The organism is Streptomyces sp. NBC_00829 (assembly GCF_045161795.1).
GTDB lineage: Bacteria > Actinomycetota > Actinomycetes > Streptomycetales > Streptomycetaceae > Streptomyces.
This window is the reverse complement of sequence record NZ_CP108867.1, coordinates 5,402,448-5,421,430: the sequence shown is the minus strand read 5'-3', so window position 1 is coordinate 5,421,430 and position 18,983 is coordinate 5,402,448. Positions and strand designations below refer to the sequence as shown.

Below are 18,983 nucleotides of genomic sequence, written 5' to 3'. Positions count from 1 at the left end.
TCGGCCCGTTTTGGCGGATGAGGCAGGGACGGGCAACACTGTGGGGTCCCACCAAACCGTTCCACCGGGGGCGCGGGAGTCCTGAACTGGACGCGGGTGAGGGTGTGTTCACCAGGTGTGAGCATCGTGCCCGTATAGCGGACATCCGTTCCGTGTGATCGGTACACGCGCCCAGACTGTGGCCCCCTCCCGTCTCAGCTACTGAACAGGCCATGACCATGTCTCGGACCTCCGCGCCGGCGAGCACCGACCAGCCGGTCGACGCTCCGCTCTCGCACGGACTCAAGCAACGCCACCTCTCGATGATCGCCCTCGGCGGTGTCATCGGAGCGGGGCTCTTCGTCGGATCCGGTGCCGGCATCGCCGCCGCCGGGCCGTCCATCGTCATCGCCTACGCCGTGTCCGGCCTGCTCGTCATGCTGGTGATGCGCATGCTCGGCGAGATGTCGGCCGCGAATCCGGCGTCCGGCTCCTTCTCCGTGCACGCCGAGCGGGCGATCGGCCCCTGGGCCGGGTTCACGGCGGGCTGGGCGTTCTGGTTCCTGCTCTGCGTGGCCGTCGGCCTCGAAGGCATCGGCGCGGCGAAGATCATGACGGGCTGGATGCCCGGAACCCCGGAGTGGGCGTGGGTCGCCCTCTTCATGCTGGTCTTCTGCGTCACCAACCTGGCCGCGGTGAAGAACTTCGGCGAGTTCGAATTCTGGTTCGCGGCGCTCAAGGTCGGTGCGATCACCCTGTTCCTGGGCATCGGTGTGCTGGCGATCCTCGGCGTCCTGCCGGGCACCGACGCGCCCGGCACCGCCAACCTCACGGGCGAGGGCGGCTTCATGCCGAACGGCACCGAGGGCCTGGTCGTCGGTCTGCTCGCCTCCGTCTTCGCGTACGGCGGTCTGGAGACGGTCACCATCGCGGCGGCCGAGTCCGAGCACCCGGTCCAGGGTGTCGCCAAGGCCGTGCGTACGGCGATGTGGCGTATCGCGGTCTTCTACATCGGCTCGATGGCGGTCATCGTCACGCTGGTCCCGTGGGGCGACCCGAAGGTCGTCGAGAAGGGCCCGTACGTGGCGGCCCTCGACCATCTGGACATCCCCGCGGCGGGCCAGATCATGAACGTCGTCGTGCTCGTCGCCCTGCTCTCGGCGATGAACGCCAACATCTACGGCGCCTCCCGGATGGCCTGCTCCCTGGTCGCCCGCGGCCAGGGCCCGAAGGCACTCGGCCGCACGTTCAGCGGGGTGCCGCGGACGGCCGTGCTGGTCTCGTCCGTCTTCGGCTTCGGGTGCGTGCTGCTGAGCTACTGGCGGCCGGCCGATGTCTTCATGTGGCTGCTCAACATGATCGGCGCGATCATCCTCGTCGTCTGGATCTTCATCGCGGTCTCGCAGCTGCTTCTGCGCCGGCGGACGGAGCGCGAGGACCCGTCGAAGCTCGTGGTCAGGATGTGGCTCTACCCGGCGCTGACGTGGGTCGCGCTGGCGGGGATGGCGGGAGTGTTCGTCCTGATGGCGAGGGAGGCGGACACGCGGACGCAGCTGTACTACACGGGCGGGCTGACGCTGGCGCTGGCCGCGGTGGGGTATGTGCGGCAGGTTCGGGCGTCGCGCGAGGCGGACGCGACCGTCTGATCCGGCTGCGGCCCCGGCCGACCCGCGCCTCATCGCCGACGGGCTCGATGTGAGCCCGCCGACGATTGCGGACCCGCCCGAAGGGCGTACAGGTGCGCGGGGAGCCGGGGCCGACCCGTGGGAAGGCAGTCAGTCGCAGGGAACGTTCAGCGACAGCAACCCGCATGTCCCGCCATCCACCCGCACCGCACTCACCGCACCGTTCCGCAACCCCGGAAACACCCTCCGGTACTCCCCCAGCGGAATCGACAGCAGCTCGCACAGAACCAGCCTCAGCAGCGTGTTGTGCGCCACCACCAGCACCCTCTCCCCCTCGTGTTCGGACGCGATGCGCCGTAGCGCGTCCGTGCCCCGGGCCGCCGCCGCTCGGGGGTCCTCCGCGGCGGGGAAAGGGTGGGAGGCCGGGTCCGCGCGGAAAGCGTCCGCCGCCTCGGGGGACTCCGCGGCGAACTCGGCCAGGGTGCGGCCCTCGACCACGCCGAAGTCGCATTCGCGCAGCGCGTGTTCGCGGCGCGGTACGAGGCCGAGCGCCCGGCACGCGGGCTCCGCGGTCTCGATCGCGCGGGAGACGGTCGAGGTCCAGACCGCGTCGACCGGATTGCGGGCCGCCCACAGCCCGAGCCGGTGGGCCTGACGGCGGCCCACGTCGGTGAGGCCGACGTCGCTCACCCCGGCATAGCGGTTCTCCGCGTGCCAGACGGTCTGTCCATGCCGGGACAGCAGCAGAGTCGCGCTCACGTCGTCCTCTCCGTCCGGGCCCTGGCGTGCGCGGCAACGGGTTCCGGCAGCCAGCCGCGCCTCTCCAGTTCGCCCACCATCGTCAGATACGGCTCGGTGAAGCGCCCGCCGCCGCGCGGCCGGATCACCTGGCCGGGCCGGACCATCCGCGCGGCGGTGGCGGCGAGGGTGGGCGCGGCGCCCGCGCCGTACGCGGCGAGGACCGCCATGCCGAAGGCCGGTTCGCTGGACGCGGGTACCTGGACCGTCCGCCCCAGGATGGCGGCCCGCAGCCCGGTCCAGTACGCGCTGCGCACCGCGCCGCCGGTGAAGGTGAGCGTCCCGGCCGACGGTGCGCCCAGGAAGTCCAGATAGTCGAGGCACAGCCGTTCCGTCAGGGCGACGCCCTGGAGGAGGGCCGCCCACAGATCCGCGTCGGAGGCCGGTTCGCCGAGCACGAACGCCGTCGCGTCCGGGGCGAGAAAGGGGAAGCGCTCGCCGCGTGAGCCCAGCGGGTAGGCGAGAGCGCCGGCCGGTTCCAGGTCGCGGGCGAGCGCGTCGAGTGCGGCCGGATCGGTGTCCGGGAAGGCCGCACGCAGTGCCCCTCCGCCGACACCGGACGCCCCGCCGGGCAGCCAGCTCCCGTCCGGCGAGAGGTGGTTGTAGACGACCCCGGCGGGGTCGCGCAGGGGCTCGGCCGTGACCCCTTTGAGGACGAGGGTGGTGCCCAGCACGGAGTTCCAGGAGCCGAGGGTCAGCGCGCCGGCGGCGATCTGGGCCGCGCAGCCGTCGGTCATTCCGGCGACGATCCGCGTACCCGCCGGGATCCCGGTCTCCTGGGCGGCCTCCCGGCCCACTTCGCCCAGCCGCGTGCCGGGGCGTACGACCTCCGGCAGCACCTCGTCCGGCAGGCCCACCCCGCCGAAGGAGCCGAGCTCCGGGTCGTAGCCGGTCTTCAGTGCGTGGCTGGAGTCCGTGGGCAACGGCCGGCCCGCGAGCCGGGTCACGATCAGGTCGGCCTGGTGCGTGACGCGCACCTCGCGCCCGGCGCCGTACTCGCCCAGCAGCCACTGCGCCTTCCCCGGCCCGCGGGACGCGGCGCGCCCGTCGTCGTACATCAGGGCGGGGCTCAGCGGCCGCCCGGCCGGGTCGGCGAGAAGGACGGTGCCGGAGGTGGAGCAGACGGCGAGGGCGCGCGGTCGCCGACCGCCTTTCAGCGCCCGCTGGGAGGCCGCGCACACGGCCTGCCACCAGTCGCCGGGAAGCTGTTCGTGGCGTACGCCGGCGCGCCGCCCGGTCAGCGGGGCCGAGCCACTGCCGAGGACCTCGCCGTCGTCGGCGGCGAGCACCGCGCGGACGCTCTGCGTGCCGAGGTCGATTCCCATCCACATGCCCACTCCCGCACGTCCGGGGGATTGACGGTCCCCGCCCAGTGTTTCAGTCTCGACTGATGCGAATCCTGGCCGCTGGTGACCATTTCGTCCGCAACGCCCTGATCGCCGACGCCCTGCGTCATGACCTCGCCGGCTCACCCTTCGAGCTCACCGAACTCACCCTGCCCTGGCCACTGGAGCCTTTCGGCAAGGTGTCCGAGGTCGACGAGGCGAGCGACGCCGAGGACGCGCTGATCGAGGCCCTCGACGGAGTGGAGGTGTGCGTCACCCAGATGGCCCCCTTCACCGAACGGGTGCTGGCCGCCGCGCCCGCGCTGCGGATGATCGCGGTCTGCCGCGGAGGGCCCGTCAACGTTAACCTCCAGGCCGCCGAGGCGCGTGGCGTACGCGTCTGCTTCGCGCCGGGGCGCAATGCCGCGTCCACCGCGGAGTTCACGATCGGCCTGATGCTGGCCGCGATGCGCCGTATCCCCGCCGCCCACCGTTCCCTCGCCGACGACCGGGGCTGGGACGGCTCGTACTACACGTACGAGAACAGCGGCCTGGAGCTGGAGGACACCCCGGTGGGCCTGATCGGCTACGGCGCGGTCGGCAGCCGGGTGGCCAGGGTGCTGTGCGCGTTCGGCGCCGAGGTGGAGGTGTACGACCCGTATGTGCGTGGCGATGTGCACGGGATGCGCGCGTCCTCGCTGGACGCGCTGCTTTCCCGCTCGCGCGTGCTGACCCTGCACGCCCGGCTCACCCCGGAGACCCAGGAGCTGATCGGCGCCCGCGAACTGGCGCTGCTCCCCGAGGGCGCGGTCCTGGTGAACGCGGCCCGCGGCGGGCTCCTCGACACCGGCGCGCTGTGCGACGCGCTGGACAGCGGCCGGCTGTCGGCCGCGGCACTCGACACGTACGAACAGGAACCGCTGCCTGCGGACTCCCGGCTGTTCAGCACACCGAATCTGGTGCTCACACCGCATCTGGGCGGTGCGAGCCGTGCCGTGGCCCGCAAGGCGGCGGCCATCGCGGCGGCCGAGGTGGCCCGCCATGTCCGGGACGAGCCCCTCGCGCACGCGCTGACCTGACGGCTGCCCGACACGGGAGGACTCCTGCATGGCGACGTACATCGGGATCGATGTCGGCACGTCGGCGGTGAAGGCGGCGGCCTTCGACGAGCGAGGGCGCACGCTCGCCGTGGAGTCCCGGCACATCGGCCTGGACATCCATGGCGGGCGAGTCGAGCAGGACATGGACGAGGTGTACGGCGCGGCCGTCGACGTCCTCGCGGCGGCGCGGGCCGCGGCCCCCGGGCCCATCGCGCTGATCGGTCTCACCGGGCAGGGCGACGGCGTCTGGCTGGTCGACGCCGAGGGCCGGCCGGTGCGTCCGGCGATCTCGTGGATGGACGGCCGCGCCCATGAACTGATCGGCGCATGGCAGGCGTCCGGCGTCGTGGACGCGGTGTTCCGGCGCAGCGGCAGCGCGATGTTCCCCGGCTGCCCCGGCCCGGTACTGGCGTGGCTGGACCGGCACGAGCCGGAGGCGCTGGACGCGGCAGCCGCCGCTGTGTACTGCAAGGACATGGTCTTCCAACGGCTGACGGGCGTCCGGGCGACGGATGTCTCCGACGCGTCCATGCCGTTCCTGGACCCGCGCACCCGTACGTACAGTCCGGACGTGGTCCAGGCGCTGGGGCTCGCGCACCGCAGCCGCCTGCTGCCGCGGATCAGCGATCCGATGGCCGTCGGCGCGCTCGAATCGGGGACACCGATCGCGAACGGCCCCTACGACCTGGCCGCCTGCGCGCTCGGCGCGGGTGTGACCGCCCCCGGCGACGGTCTGCTGATCGTCGGCACCGCTCTGGCCTCCCTCGTCGCCACGAGCGACCTCGATCTGGACGGCGAGCCGGCCGGGCTGCACATCTCCACCGACCGTCCGGGGCACTGGCTGCGGGCGATGCCCGCGATGGTGGGCACCGCCGCCCTCGACTGGGTGCTGGCCACGACCGGCGTGCCGCACGCGGACGTCGACGGGCTGCTGGAGGCCACACCGCCCGGCGCGCACGGAGCACGGGTCCTGCCCTACTTCGCCCCGTCCGGCGAGCGCGCCCCCTTCGTCGAGCCACGGCTGCGGGCCGAGCTCAGCGGTATCTCGCTGGAGACGGCCAAAGGCGATCTCGTGAGGGCCACCTGCGAGGGCATCGGCTTCGCGGCCCGCCACTGCCTTGAGGCCGCGGGGCTGACCGGCACCCTGGCGATCTGCGGCGGCGGCACCCGCTCCCCGGCCTGGACGCGGCTGTTCGCGGATGTACTGGGCCGTCCGCTGCGGATCGTCGAGGGGGAGGTGGGCGCGCGCGGCGCGGTGCTGGCGTCGGCGGCGCGGCACGGCGTCGAGCTGGACACCGCCCTCTGGACGGCCCCGACCGAGGTCGTCGCGCCGGATCCGGCGCGCTCCGCCTTCTACACGCAGGCGTACGAGGAGCATCTGGACCGGCTCGCCGCGTCCCGGGTCCGCGCGCGCAGGACCTGACCCGGACACTGTCCGGTCCCGGTGCGGCCATCGGGCATGGACGCGGTCGTCGGGACGTCCCGGACCTCGCGGCAGCGGCCGGGGACCGACGCCTGAGCACGGCCCACCCCTCCTGCTGCTAGCGTGCAAGTGCATAAGATGTGCAATAAGCAGCCGGAGGGACCGGACATGGCCATGTACACGCTTCCAGAACTTCCCTATGACTACGCGGCGCTCGAACCGGTGATCAACCCGCAGATCATCGAGCTCCACCACGACAAGCACCACGCCGCTTACGTCAAGGGCGCCAACGACACCCTCGATCGGCTGGCGGAGGCCCGTGACAAGGAAGCCTGGGATGCGATCAACGGCCTGGAGAAGAACCTCGCGTTCCATCTCTCCGGCCATATCCTGCATTCGATCTACTGGCACAACATGAACAGCCCGAAGGACGGCGGCGGCGGTGAGCCGCTGGCCGCGGACGGCGTCGGCGAACTCGCGGACGCGATCACCGAGTCCTTCGGCTCCTTCGCGAAGTTCAGGACGCAGCTGACCAAGGCGTCGGCGACGACCCAGGGCTCCGGCTGGGGCGTTCTCGCGTACGAGCCGGTCAGTCGCCGTCTGATCGTCGAGCAGGTCTACGACCACCAGGGCAATGTCGGCCAGGGCTCCGTCCCGATCCTGGTCTTCGACGCCTGGGAGCACGCGTTCTATCTTCAGTACAAGAACCAGAAGGTGGACTTCATCGAGGCGATGTGGCAGGTCGTCAACTGGCAGGACGTGGCCGATCGCTACGCCGAGGCCAAGGACCGCACGCCCCTCATCACCCCGTGAACCGGAGCCCCGCCGCACTGGAGCGCCCCGCCGCGGGCCCCGGGCAAGAGGGTGCCTGAAGCGTCCTGCTCGTGATCGTCTTCTCAACCTTCACGTGCGGGCGGAGTAACGAAGAACCCCCGCGAGGACGTGACTCGCGGGGGTTCTTCCACGCTCAGGCCACCGCACTCCCCCACGACCGTGAACTCCCGTGCCAGGCCCGTCTCGTGGAGCCGCGCGAAGGGGGTGACGTCGATCGAAGCGGTCGTTCGAAGGGGTCAGTCGAAGGGGTCAGTCGAACACAGGGCCCTGCGTACGCGTGCGCTTGATCTCGTAGAAGCCCGGGATCGACGCGACCATCAGCGTGCCGTCCCAGAGCTTCGCCGCCTCCTCGCCCTTCGGGGCCGGCGTGACGACCGGACCGAAGAAGGCGATCTGCTCGCCGTCCGAGTTCGGCACCGCGATGACCGGGGTGCCGACGTCCTGTCCGACCTTGTCGATGCCCTCCTTGTGCGAGGCGCGCAACTCGGCGTCGTACACGTCGGAGTCGGCGTAGTCGATCAGCTCCGCGGGGAGTCCGACCTCTTCCAGCGCGCCCGCCATCGCCTCACGGGTGGCGCCCTCGCCGCGGTTGTGGAAACGGGTGCCGAGCGCGGTGTAGAGCGCGCCGAGCACCTCCTCGCCGTGCTTGTGCTGCGCGGCGATGACCACCCGGACCGGGCCCCACGCCTGCTTCATGCCCTCGCGGTACTTCTCCGGCAGCTCGTCGAGCTTGGGCTCGTTCAGGACGGCCAGACTCATCACATGCCAGCGCACCTCGACGTCCCGGACCTTCTCCACCTCAAGCATCCAGCGCGAGGTCATCCACGCCCAGGGGCACAGGGGGTCGAACCAGAAATCGACGGGGGTCCTGGCCGGCTTGCCGTTCTCTGACATGTCTCTCCTCATCGGGACGCCATGTGCGCCTCAACCGGGCAACGCCGTACGGGACCGGCCGATTCCCCGATACCGCGTGCCACCTGCACATGGGAGGATCGACGCTGTTCGAACGAGACACGAAGGAGTGCCCGTGCCCGGTGAGAATCTGTCCCGCGACGAGGCCCGACGACGGGCCGAGCTGGTCTCCGTCGACGGGTACGAGGTGTCGCTCGACCTGCGTTCAGCGGTCGGGGAGGCCACCGGCGGCCCGGGACCGCGCACCTTCCGTTCGGTGACGACGATCCGCTTCCGCTGCGGCGAGCCGGGCGTCTCCACGTTCGCCGACCTGGTGGCCCCCTCCGTGACCGCCGTGACACTGAACGGCGCGCCGCTGGACCCGGCCGCGGTCTTCGACGGCGCTCGGATCGCACTGGAGGGCCTCGCCGCGGAGAACGTCCTGGTCGTGGACGCGCAGTGCGCCTACAGCCGTACGGGTGAGGGACTGCACCGCTTCGTCGACCCGGAGGACGGCGAGGTCTATCTCTACACGCAGTACGAGCCGGCCGACGCCCGACGCGTCTTCGCCAACTTCGAGCAGCCCGACCTGAAGGCTCCGTTCCGTTTCGAGGTGACCGCCCCGGAGGGCTGGACCGTCTGGAGCAACGGCGCGGGCGCGCCCGGCGACGACGGAGTGTGGCGGTTCGCGGAGACGAAGCCGGTCTCGACGTACATCACGGCGGTCGTGGCGGGCCCGTACCACTGCGAGACCGATCTCTACACGCGGACGCTGGACGACGGCACGACGCTGGAGATCCCGCTGGGCGCGATGTGCCGCAAGGGGCTCGCCAAGCACTTCGACGCGGACGACATCTTCCTGGTGACCAAGCAGGGTCTGGACTTCTTCCACGACCACTTCGACTACCCGTACCCCTTCGGGAAGTACGACCAGGCGTTCGTACCCGAGTACAACATCGGGGCGATGGAGAACCCGGGGTGCGTGACCTTCCGCGAGGAGTTCGTCTTCCGCGGCAGGGTGACGCAGGCGGCGTACGAGCGCCGGGCGAACGTCATCCTGCACGAGATGGCGCACATGTGGTTCGGCGACCTGGTCACCATGGTGTGGTGGGACGACCTGTGGCTGAAGGAGTCCTTCGCGGACTTCATGGGCACGTTCTCGATGGTGGAGGCGACGCGCTTCACCAACGGCTGGATCACCTTCGCCAACAACCGCAAGTCGTGGGCGTACCGCGCGGATCAGCTGCCCTCCACCCATCCGGTCACGGCGGACATCCGCGACCTGGAGGACGCCAAGCTGAACTTCGACGGGATCACGTACGCCAAGGGCGCTTCCGTGCTCAAGCAACTGGTCGCGTACGTCGGCCGGGACGCGTTCCTGGAGGGCGCGCGGCGCTACTTCAAGCGGCACGCCTACGGGAACACGCGGCTGGCCGATCTGCTGTCCGTCCTGGAGGAGGTCTCGGGGCGGGACATGGCGTCCTGGTCGCGCTCCTGGCTGGAGACGGCGGGCGTCAACTCCCTGACGCCCGTGGTCACGTACGACGCCGGCGACCGGATCACGGAGCTGGCCGTGCTCCAGGACGGCGACGAGCTGCGACCGCACCGGGTGGCCGTCGGCCTGTACCGCAACGAGGCCGGCGCGCTCGTGCGGTACGCGCGCGCCGAGCTGGATGTCGCCGGGCCGCGGACGGTCGTGGAGGGTCTGACCGGAGCGGAGCGCCCGGATCTGGTCCTGGTCAACGACGAGGACCTGACGTACTGCAAGATCCGCTTCGACGGGGGCTCGCTGGAGACGCTGCGTGCGCATCTGGGCGAGGTCACGGACCCGCTTGCGCGGGCTCTGTGCTGGTCGGCGCTGTGGAATCTGACGCGGGACGCCCTGATGCCGGCGCGGGACTTCATCGACCTGGTGCTGCGGTTCGCGGGGCGCGAGTCGGACATCGGCGTGCTCCAGATGCTGCAGGCATGGGCCCGGTCCGCGCTCGTGCACCATGCCGCGCCCGACTGGCGCGAGGAGGGCGGCGGACTGCTGGCGGAGGGCGCGCTGCGGGAACTGCGGCTGGCCGAGCCGGGGAGCCAGCACCAGCTGACCTGGGCGCGGTTCTTCGCGGCGAGCGCGACATCGGCGGCGGATCTGCAACTGCTGGCCGGGCTGCTGGACGGCACGGCGAAGATCGACGGCCTGGACGTGGACCAGGAGCTGCGGTGGGCGTTCGTGGAACCGCTTGCCTCGCACGGGGTGGCGGACGAGGCGTTCATCGCGGCGGAACTGTCCCGCGACGACACCGCCTCCGGCAAGCGCCACCAGGTCCGCTGTCTGGCGGCACGGCCGTCGGCCGCGGTGAAGGACCAGGCGTGGGCGGCGGTCGTGGAGTCGGACTCGCTCTCCAACGCACTCGTGGAGGCGACGATTTCGGGCTTCGTGCAGCCGGGGCAGCGGGAGTTGCTGGCGCCGTACGCGTCCAGGTACTTCGACGCGATCGAGCGGGTGTGGGAGGAGCGCTCGATCCAGATCGCCATGGATGTGGTGAGGGGCCTGTTCCCGGGCCTCCAGGACGACGAGGCGACTCTGGCCGCGACGGACGCGTGGCTGGAGGGGCATGCGGGGGCGGCGCCGGCGCTGAGGCGGCTGGTGCTGGAGTCGCGTGACGATCTGGCGAGGGCGTTGCGGGGGCAGAGGTGTGACGCGGCGGCGGGTGGTGCGGCCTGAGGTTCCCCTGGTACGCCCGTTCCCGTAACCGGGGGCGGGCCCCAGATCCGGGGACGGGGCGTAGCCCCACTCGGCAGCCGAACACCCGTACTTTAGGACGCCCTTGTCCCGAAATGTCGACGAGCCTGTAACAGCGGTTATCGCCCCGGCCCTCCGCGGGCATTCCCGACGCATGAACCACGACACCCCGCCCTCCCCCCTGCCCCTCTCCCACCTGTCCGACGTCCGGCGGCGCGTGCTGTCCGCCGCGCAGTTACGGGCGCTTGGTGTGTCCCCGGCGCGGGCCACCGCGCAGTGCCGGCCCGGTGGCCCCTGGCAGGTGCTGCTGCCGGGGGTGTTCCTGCTGCACCCGGGGCAGCCCACCGGTGAGGAGCGGCTGCGCGGCGCACTGCTGTACGCCGGGCGGCCCGTCATTCCCGCGCAGGGCGAGGCGCCGAACGCCTCGCCCTGCGGGGAGTCCGTGGTCACCGGGCTCGCCGCGCTCGCCCTGCATCAGTTCTCGTCCGCCCCGCCCCTCCTCTCCCTCGACCGGATCGACGTTCTGGTACCCCGGACCCGTCGGCTCCGGTCCACCGGATACGCCCGGCTCGTACGGGCGCACACGCTGCCGCGACCTGTGGAGATCACCGGCGTGCCCGTCGCGCCCGTGCCCCGCGCCCTCGCGGACGCCGTGGAGCAGCTCGGCGACGCCCATGCCGTACGCGGGCTGCTCACCGAGGCCGTCCGCGGCGGTCACTGCGAACCCCCCGCCGTCGTCGCGGAGTTGAACCGCGCACGGCTGCTGCACCGCCCCCATGTCATGGACGCGGTCGACTCACTGCTCGCCGAGGGCCGTGCGCTGGCCGAGGACCGGCTGTACGCGCTGGTACGGGCGCACGCGCTCCCGGAACCCGCCTGGAACGTCGACCTGCGCCTTCCCGGGGGCCCTCACCTCGGTGGCGTCGACGCCTACTGGCCCGAGCAGGCTGTCGCCATCGAACTGGACACCCGCGCGCCCCGCCACGAGGAGGACGCGCTCCGGCCGGAGTACGCCCGTAAGCGCGAGCATCTGGAGCGGCTCGGCATCACTGTCGTCCACATCGCGCCCCGCAGGCTGCGGGAGTCGCCGGAGCAGCAGGCGGCCGTGGTGCGCACCGCGCTGATGGCCGCGGCGGAACGCGACCCCGCCGCCTATGTCGTGGTGCTCCCTCGCTGAGCGGGCGGCAGCACCGCTCTCAGCCGCAGAACTCCGCGTCCACGACCGCCATGGTGTCCCCCGCCCAGTCCCCGTTGAAGTTCAGCGCCACCGAGTGGCCGGCGTCCCGTGTACTGAACGCCTGCGACTGGGACCCGTGGATGCCGCCCCCGTGGCCCCAGATCTCGGTGCCGCAGCTCGTCCTGATCCGCATCAGGCCGAGGCCGTAGCCGTAGTCCGGGTGTCCGGGATCGGCCTGGACGGTCGTGGTCATCTCCCGCAACTGCTTGCGCGGCAGCAACTCGCCCTTCATCAGCGCCCGGTAGAAACGCTGGAGATCGGCGGAGTCGGAGATCATCTCGCCGGCCGGCCCGGCGAGCGACGGGTTGAGCTCGGTCACATCATGGATCTTCGCGTTCGGGTCCTCGGACAGCTTCGAGTACGCCCGGCCGCCGGGGCGCGGCATCCGGGCATCGGTCCCGGGCAGGGAGGTGGCGCGCAGACCGAGCGGGCGCAGGATACGGCGCTCGATCTCGGAGCCGTACGGGCGTCCCGTCGCCTTCTCGACGACCATCCCGGCCAGGATGTAGTTGGTGTTGGAGTACCTCCAGCCTGCGCCGGGCTCGAACGTGGGCCGGTGGGCCATGGCAAGAGCGGCCAGTTGGCGCGGTGTCCAGGTGTCGTAGCGGTGCCGGAAGAAGCCGTCCCCGAAGACATCGGCCTGGAAGCCAGGGTCCTCGGTGTAGCTGTAGATGCCGCTGGTGTGGTTGAGCAGTTGCCTCACGGTGATCCGTGACCCGTCGTGGCCGTTGCCGCGCACCACGCCGGGCAGCCACCGCTCCACGGTGTCGTCCAGGCGCAGTGCGCCTTCGGCCTCCAGCTGGAGCAGGACGGTGGAGATGAAGGTCTTGGTGATGGATCCGACGCGGTAGCGGTCCTGCGGCAGGCGTTCGCGTCCGGTGCGCAGGTTCGCCACACCGGCCGAGCCCCTCCAGGCGCCTTCGCCGTCGCGCGCCTGGACGACGACTCCGGGGACTCCGGCGCGCACGGCGGCCTCGATCGCCTGCTGGGTGGCGCGATGGGCCGGACGGTGGGCCGCAACCGTGGCGCCGTCCGCCGCTGCGGGGGTCACCAGAGCGCCGGTGGCCGCCGCCGCGAGCACCACCGCTCCCGTCAACGCCGTGCGGATCGTACGTAGGGACATGCGGGTCTCCAGTCTCCGAGTGCTCGGCAGCCGAGATCGGCCGAGGTCGGCTGACAGGACTCGGCCTGGCCGTGGAGCGTTGCCCGGAAAGGAAGAGTTGGGCGGTTACCGGCCTTTCCCGGCGACCCGGCCGACGGGGGGCCTGGAGCGCCACAACTCCAGTCCCGTGTCGACGAGTTCGACCCGCTCCAGGCCGTTGACCCTGGCCAGCGGGTGCCAGGCGGCCAGGTCCGTCGACCCGTCCGTCTCGTGGCGCAGTTCACCGCCGGTGATCCGGCCCTCGTAGACGATGCGCAGCCCCTGGAAGTCGGCGAACGCGCCGAGTCTGCGGGGGTACTGGCGGCGGACGGAGTCGAGACCGAGCAGCGTGGTCATCTCGGAGGTGTATCCGGTCTCCTCCTCGACCTCGCGGACGACCGTGTCGAGCGGATCCTCGCCGTGGTCCATGCCGCCGCCGGGCAGTGTCCACTTCTTGGCGCCGTCACGGGCGACCCAGCGGGCGAGCAGGATCCGTTCGTCCCGTATGCACACGGCGTAGGCCGCAACCCTCAGTTCCCTGTTCCGCACCTGCTTGTTCATGCGGTGAGGGTAGAGGCACGACCGCGACACCCCGGCGTGCTAACCTCTTAATATAACTTTGCAGGTTAGCTATGGGAGGAGTCAGAATGCCCGCCATGTCCGACCCACGGCCACTCACCGGCGAACCGGTCTCCCTCGACCTGCTCAACACGCGCTGGACCCGGGACGGCACACGCCAGGACCTGCTCACCGGCACCGACGGGCTGCAGATCTGGCTGAAGGCCAACGGTCTCGACACCCGCTTCAGCGCCGACGACGCCACCCTGGAGCGGACGCTGGCCGCCCGGGACGCGCTCGCCGCGCTCGTCGCGAGCCCCGGCGACAAGGATGCCCTGCGACGCGTCGACGAGGTGCTCGACCACGGCCGCATCCGCGCCACCCTCGACGCCGGGGGGCCGGGCGAGGAGGCGGAGTTCGCCGACCCGGCCTGGGGTCCGGGATGGACGGCGGCCCGCGGCCATCTCGATCTGCTGCGCACCGCCCCGGACCGCATTCGGGTCTGCGCGCACGAAGCGTGCGTGCTCCACTTCTTCGACACCTCCCGCAACGGAACCCGCCGCTGGTGCTCCATGGCGCTCTGCGGGAACCGGGCGAAGGCGTCCCGGCACTACGCGCGCAGCCGCGAGGGCTGAAGCACCCGGTTCGTTCCCGTATGGCACACGGCTCGCGATGGCGGGTTTACGCCATGACAACTTCCCGCACCTGCCAACCCTGCACAAACCCCTGTTACTTGCGAAAGGCTGAGCGGTCATCCGGCACCGTATTCCGGACCCCGTCTTTCACAAACAGGGATGCTGATGACCCCCGAATCACAGAGCTCCATACCAGGGCGCTCCGTACCAGGTCACAGACGCGCGGCCCGTATCGCGGCCGCTGCCTCCATGGTGACCGCGCTGGTGGCCGCAGGCGCCGTACCGGCCCTCGCCGCCGCGCCCGTGGACGATCCGGGCACCACTGCCGGCGTCAAGGCTGCCCCGCCCGCCGACAAGCTCGGCGCGGCCGACCAGGAACTCCTCACCCAGGCCGAGGCCAAGGGCGAGAAGACCGTCACCGTCATGGTCGCCACCGCCCCCGGTGCGACCGAGCAGGTCGCCGGGCAGCTCGACGCCGTCCAGGGCGCCGTGGTCGGCAAGACGTACGACCGGCTCGGCTATGTGCGGGCCACTCTTCCCACCGGGAAGGCCGAGGCCGCGCTCAAGGCCGCCGCCAAGCTCTCCAGCGTCCACGGCATCGACCTCAAACACGAGGTCAAGCTGGACGACCCGACGCCGGCCGGGGACCGGGCCACGTCCGCGGGCACCGCCCGCGCGGAGGCGAAGTATCCCGCGCCGGGCAAGAACACCCCGGCGAAGAACCCGTACAACCCGTCCTTCGAGACGGGCGCGGTGGACTTCGTCAAGCAGCACCCCAAGGCCGACGGCCGCGGCGTGACCATCGGAATTCTCGACTCCGGCATCGACCTCGGTCACCCGGCGCTGCAGAAGACCACCACCGGCGAGCGCAAGATCGTCGACTGGGTCACGGCGACCGACCCGGTGGCGGACGGCGACGGCACCTGGCGCCGGATGGCTCTCGACGTCAGCGGCCCGACCTTCGCGGTCAACGGCCGTACGTACTCCGCCCCGGCGGGCGCGTACAAGTTCAACCTCTTCGCCGAGGCCGCCACCAAGGGCGGCGACATGGCCGGTGACCTCAACCGGGACGGCGACACCACCGACGTCTGGGGCGTGCTGTACGACCCGGGCACCCGGACCGCCACCGTCGACCTCGACAACGACGGGAACTTCGCCAACGACACCGTGATGAAGCCGTACAAGAACGGCTTCCAGATCGGCTACTTCGGCAAGGACAACCCGGCCACCGACGTCGTCGAGCGCATCCCGTTCGTGATCGAGGTCCGCAAGGACGTCGTCTACAACGACGCCGGCGCCAAGGCCGACTACGTCAACATCGGCGTCATCGAGTCCGAGCACGGCACCCACGTCGCCGGCATCACCGCCGCCAACAGCCTCTTCGGCGGGAAGATGAACGGCGAGGCGCCCGGCGCCAAGCTCGTCTCCTCGCGCGCCTGCACCTGGAGCGGCGGCTGCACCAACATCGCGCTCACCGAGGGCATGGCCGACCTGGTCATCAACCGTGGTGTGGACATCGTCAACATGTCCATCGGCGGTCTGCCCGCGCTGAACGACGGCAACAACGCCCGTGCCGAGCTGTACACCCGGCTCATCGACACCTACGGCGTCCAGCTGGTCATCTCGGCCGGCAACGAGGGTCCGGGCACCAACACCATCGGTGACCCCGGTCTGGCGGACAAGGTCATCTCCGTCGGCGCGGCCATCTCCCGGGAGACCTGGGCGGCCAACTACGGCTCCGAGGTGACCAAGAAGTACGCCATGCTGCCCTTCTCCTCCCGCGGCCCGCGCGAGGACGGCGGCTTCACGCCGACCATCACGGCCCCCGGCGCCTCCATCAACACCACCCAGACCTGGCTGCCCGGCAGCCCGGTCGCGGAGGCGGGCTACCAGCTCCCGGCGGGCTACTCCATGCTGCAGGGCACCTCGATGTCCTCGCCGCAGGCCGCGGGCGCGAGCGCGCTGCTCCTGTCCGCCGCCAAGCAGCAGAAGGTCGAGCTGACCCCGGCGACGCTGCGCACGGCGCTGACCAGCACCGCGCACCGCATCCCCGGCGTGCAGGCACACGAGCAGGGCTCCGGCCTGATCAACATCGTGGACGCCTGGCAGGCCATCAAGGACGGCGCCACCGCCCACGAGTACGGCGTCAAGGCCCCGGTCGACACCGCGATCGACTTCGCGCTCAAGACCCCGGGCTTCGGCACCGGCCTCTACGACCGCGAAGGCGGTCTGAAGACCGGCCAGAAGAAGTCGTACGACATCGTCATCACCCGTACGACCGGCCCGGACCGCCCTGTGCGGCACGAGCTGGACTGGAAGTACAACGACGGCACCTTCGACCTCCCCGGCTCCGGCGCGGTGACGCTGCCGCTGAACAAGCCGGTCACGGTCAAGGTCGACGCCCGTGCCAAGACGGACGGGGTGCACAGCGCCATCCTCGAGGTGGACGATGTGCGCACGGAGGGCGTGGACAAGCAGATCCTCGCGACCGTGGTCGTCTCCAAGCCGCTGGCCACGCCCGGCTACACCTTCTCGGCGTCCGGCTCGGTGCAGCGCAACAGCCACACGTCGTACTTCATCACGGTGCCGGAGGGCGCGAAGAACCTGGAGGTCGCCCTCGGCGGTCTGGCCAAGGACAGCCAGACCCGCTTCATCGGCATCCACCCCTACGGTGTGGCGGTCGAGGACAGCTCGACGATCTTCTGCTACCCGAACTACAACAATCCGGCGAACACCTGCCGTCCGGACTTGCGCTCGTACTCCGCGCCGACCCCGGGCGTCTGGGAGATCGAGGTCGAGTCGCGGCGTACCTCTCCGCTGCTCGACAACCCGTACAAGCTGGATGTGACCCTGCTGGGTGCCGCGTTCGACCCGGCCGTCAAGACGCTCCCCGAGGCGAAGGTCGGCACGCCGGCCCCCGTCGAGTGGAAGGTCGCCAACGGCTTCGCCGCGATCGACGGCAAGCTCACGGGAGGTTCGCTGGGCTCGGCGAAGGTCACGCGTCCGTCCATCAAGAACGGCGAGTCGCAGGAGTCGACGGTCACCATCGGTGAGGGCGTCGAGCGTCTCGACGTCGCCATCGGCGGGGTCTCCGACACCGCCGCCGACCTGGACCTGTCGGTCTTCCTGAACGGCGTCCGGGTCGGCCAGTCCGCGGACGGCGACTCCGAGGAGGCTGTGAGCCTGCTCAAGCCGGCCGCCGGCACGTACACCGTCGTGGTCGACGGTTACTCCGTCCCGGCCGGGACCACCGAGTACAACTACCGCGATGTGTTCTTCGCGGCCTCGCTCGGCTCGGTCAAGGTCGACTCGGCCAAACCCGTCCAGCTCGCCAACGGGGCATCGGCGCAGGTCAGCGCCGAGGTCCTGGTGGGTGGCCCGGCTCCCGAGGGACGGCAGTTCTTCGGTGAGGTGCGGCTGGTGAACGGCCGCGGCACCGCTGCCGGCGCCGGCAGCGTGGTGATCGAGAAGGTCACTCCGTAGCGTTCCGAGGTGAGGTGAAGGGGGCGGGCGTCCAGGCCGGACGCCCGCCCCTTTCGTATGCCGGACAATGGATTGGACAAGAACACCCGGGTCATACGCATGATGGGCAGGCTGCCCGCGTCACACGCACAGGTACAGGCACAGACTGAAGGAGTCACCGTGAGGGTCGGAATCGTCGGAGCCACCGGTCAGGTCGGCGGAGTCATGCGCAAGATCCTCGCCGAGCGGAAGTTCCCCGTCGACGAGCTCCGTCTGTTCGCCTCCGCCCGCTCCGCCGGGAACACCCTCGACTGGCAGGGCCGGGAGATCACCATCGAGGACGCGTCCACCGCCGACTACTCCGGCCTGGACATCGTGCTCTTCTCGGCCGGCGGCACCACCTCCAAGGCGCTCGCCGAGAAGGTCGCCTCCCAGGGCGCCGTAGTGATCGACAACTCCTCCGCCTGGCGCCGTGACCCCGAGGTACCGCTGGTCGTCTCCGAGGTCAACCCGCACGCGATCAAGGACCGCCCCAAGGGCATCATCGCCAACCCGAACTGCACCACGATGGCCGCGATGCCGGTGCTGCGCCCGCTGCACAAGGAGGCCGGCCTCTCCGCGCTGGTCGCCACCACCTACCAGGCCGTGTCCGGATCCGGACTGGCCGGTGTGGCCGAGCTGCACACGCAGGCCCGCCAGGTCTCCGAGGCCGCCGACCAGCTCACCTTCGACGGTGACGCGGTGGACTTCCCCGAGCCCGGTGTCTACAAGCGCCCCATCGCCTTCAACGTGCTGCCGCTGGCCGGCAACCTCGTCGACGACGGCTCCTTCGAGACGGACGAGGAGCAGAAGCTCCGCAACGAGTCCCGCAAGATCCTGGAGATCCCGGAGCTCAAGGTCTCCGGCACCTGTGTCCGCGTCCCGGTCTTCTCCGGTCACTCGCTCCAGGTCAACGCCCGCTTCGAGCGCCCGATCAGCATCGAGCGCGCGTACGAGCTGCTGCGGGACGCGCCGGGCGTCGAACTCTCCGAGATCCCGACCCCGCTCCAGGCGGCGGGCAAGGACGTGTCGTACGTGGGCCGCATCCGGGTGGACGAGACCGTCGAGAACGGCCTTGCGCTGTTCCTGTCGAACGACAACCTCCGCAAGGGTGCCGCGCTGAACGCGGTCCAGATCGCGGAGCTGGTGGCGGACGAGCTCAAGGGCTGACCGGCCTCGGAACAGGGGCTCTGCTCTCACCCGCC

The 18,983-nt window shown here is 70.9% G+C and carries 14 protein-coding genes; 9 read left to right on the top strand and 5 right to left on the bottom strand.

Features of this window, described 5'->3' with window-relative positions; all coding sequences use genetic code 11:
* Positions 1-218 precede the first annotated feature (218 nt).
* Positions 219-1,625: an amino acid permease gene (locus OG293_RS24065; RefSeq protein WP_406003693.1), complete on the top strand. Its 1,407-nt coding sequence runs from the start codon at positions 219-221 to the stop codon at positions 1,623-1,625.
* Positions 1,626-1,754: 129 nt separating this feature from the next.
* Here OG293_RS24065 and OG293_RS24060 read toward each other — a convergent pair whose 3' ends face one another.
* Together OG293_RS24060 and OG293_RS24055 are read right to left on the bottom strand one after the other, a co-directional pair.
* Positions 1,755-2,363: a histidine phosphatase family protein gene (locus OG293_RS24060; RefSeq protein ID WP_406000863.1), complete on the bottom strand. Its 609-nt coding sequence runs from the start codon at positions 2,361-2,363 to the stop codon at positions 1,755-1,757.
* The gene (locus tag OG293_RS24055) at positions 2,360-3,733 is read right to left on the bottom strand and encodes an FGGY-family carbohydrate kinase (protein WP_406000862.1); all 1,374 of its coding nucleotides are present in this window, start codon (positions 3,731-3,733) and stop codon (positions 2,360-2,362) included. The genes OG293_RS24060 and OG293_RS24055 overlap by 4 nt, the downstream gene beginning before the upstream one ends.
* 59 nt (positions 3,734-3,792) lie before the next feature.
* Between OG293_RS24055 and OG293_RS24050 the strand changes: the two genes are divergently transcribed.
* The 3 genes from OG293_RS24050 to OG293_RS24040 all read left to right on the top strand — a co-directional run bounded on the left by OG293_RS24050 (position 3,793) and on the right by OG293_RS24040 (position 7,063).
* Entirely contained in the window at positions 3,793-4,806 is a 1,014-nt protein-coding gene (locus OG293_RS24050; RefSeq protein ID WP_406000861.1) for a 2-hydroxyacid dehydrogenase, read from the top strand.
* Between the two features lie 28 nt (positions 4,807-4,834).
* Positions 4,835-6,250, top strand: a complete 1,416-nt coding sequence (locus OG293_RS24045) for an FGGY family carbohydrate kinase (RefSeq protein WP_406000860.1) — start codon at positions 4,835-4,837, stop codon at positions 6,248-6,250.
* 168 nt (positions 6,251-6,418) lie between these two features.
* On the top strand, positions 6,419-7,063 hold the full coding sequence (locus OG293_RS24040) for a superoxide dismutase (RefSeq protein WP_406000859.1): 645 nt from the start codon (positions 6,419-6,421) through the stop codon (positions 7,061-7,063).
* A 270-nt stretch (positions 7,064-7,333) separates the two neighbouring features.
* Here the strand turns inward: OG293_RS24040 and OG293_RS24035 are convergent, their stop codons facing one another.
* Entirely contained in the window at positions 7,334-7,978 is a 645-nt protein-coding gene (locus tag OG293_RS24035) for a DsbA family protein (protein WP_406000858.1), read from the bottom strand.
* 133 nt (positions 7,979-8,111) lie between these two features.
* On the opposite strand from OG293_RS24035, the gene pepN reads away from it, so the two are divergent.
* Entirely contained in the window at positions 8,112-10,688 is a 2,577-nt protein-coding gene (gene pepN / locus OG293_RS24030; protein WP_406000857.1) for an aminopeptidase N, read from the top strand.
* A 172-nt stretch (positions 10,689-10,860) separates the two neighbouring features.
* The gene (locus OG293_RS24025) at positions 10,861-11,883 is read left to right on the top strand and encodes a hypothetical protein (RefSeq protein ID WP_406000856.1); all 1,023 of its coding nucleotides are present in this window, start codon (positions 10,861-10,863) and stop codon (positions 11,881-11,883) included.
* Positions 11,884-11,902: 19 nt separating this feature from the next.
* On the opposite strand, the gene OG293_RS24020 is transcribed toward OG293_RS24025, so the two are convergent.
* Complete coding sequence (locus tag OG293_RS24020; protein ID WP_406000855.1) at positions 11,903-13,066, bottom strand: serine hydrolase domain-containing protein; 1,164 nt, start codon at positions 13,064-13,066, stop codon at positions 11,903-11,905.
* A 105-nt stretch (positions 13,067-13,171) separates the two neighbouring features.
* Positions 13,172-13,645: an NUDIX hydrolase gene (locus OG293_RS24015; RefSeq protein WP_406000854.1), complete on the bottom strand. Its 474-nt coding sequence runs from the start codon at positions 13,643-13,645 to the stop codon at positions 13,172-13,174.
* 86 nt (positions 13,646-13,731) lie between these two features.
* Between OG293_RS24015 and OG293_RS24010 the strand changes: the two genes are divergently transcribed.
* From OG293_RS24010 to OG293_RS24000, 3 genes are all read left to right on the top strand, one after another.
* Positions 13,732-14,277: a CGNR zinc finger domain-containing protein gene (locus OG293_RS24010; protein ID WP_406000853.1), complete on the top strand. Its 546-nt coding sequence runs from the start codon at positions 13,732-13,734 to the stop codon at positions 14,275-14,277.
* A 159-nt stretch (positions 14,278-14,436) separates the two neighbouring features.
* Positions 14,437-17,760, top strand: a complete 3,324-nt coding sequence (locus OG293_RS24005; protein ID WP_406000852.1) for a S8 family serine peptidase — start codon at positions 14,437-14,439, stop codon at positions 17,758-17,760.
* Between the two features lie 159 nt (positions 17,761-17,919).
* Positions 17,920-18,948 (top strand): aspartate-semialdehyde dehydrogenase, encoded by a 1,029-nt coding sequence (locus OG293_RS24000; RefSeq protein ID WP_406000851.1) that lies wholly within the window; start codon positions 17,920-17,922, stop codon positions 18,946-18,948.
* Positions 18,949-18,983 lie beyond the last annotated feature (35 nt).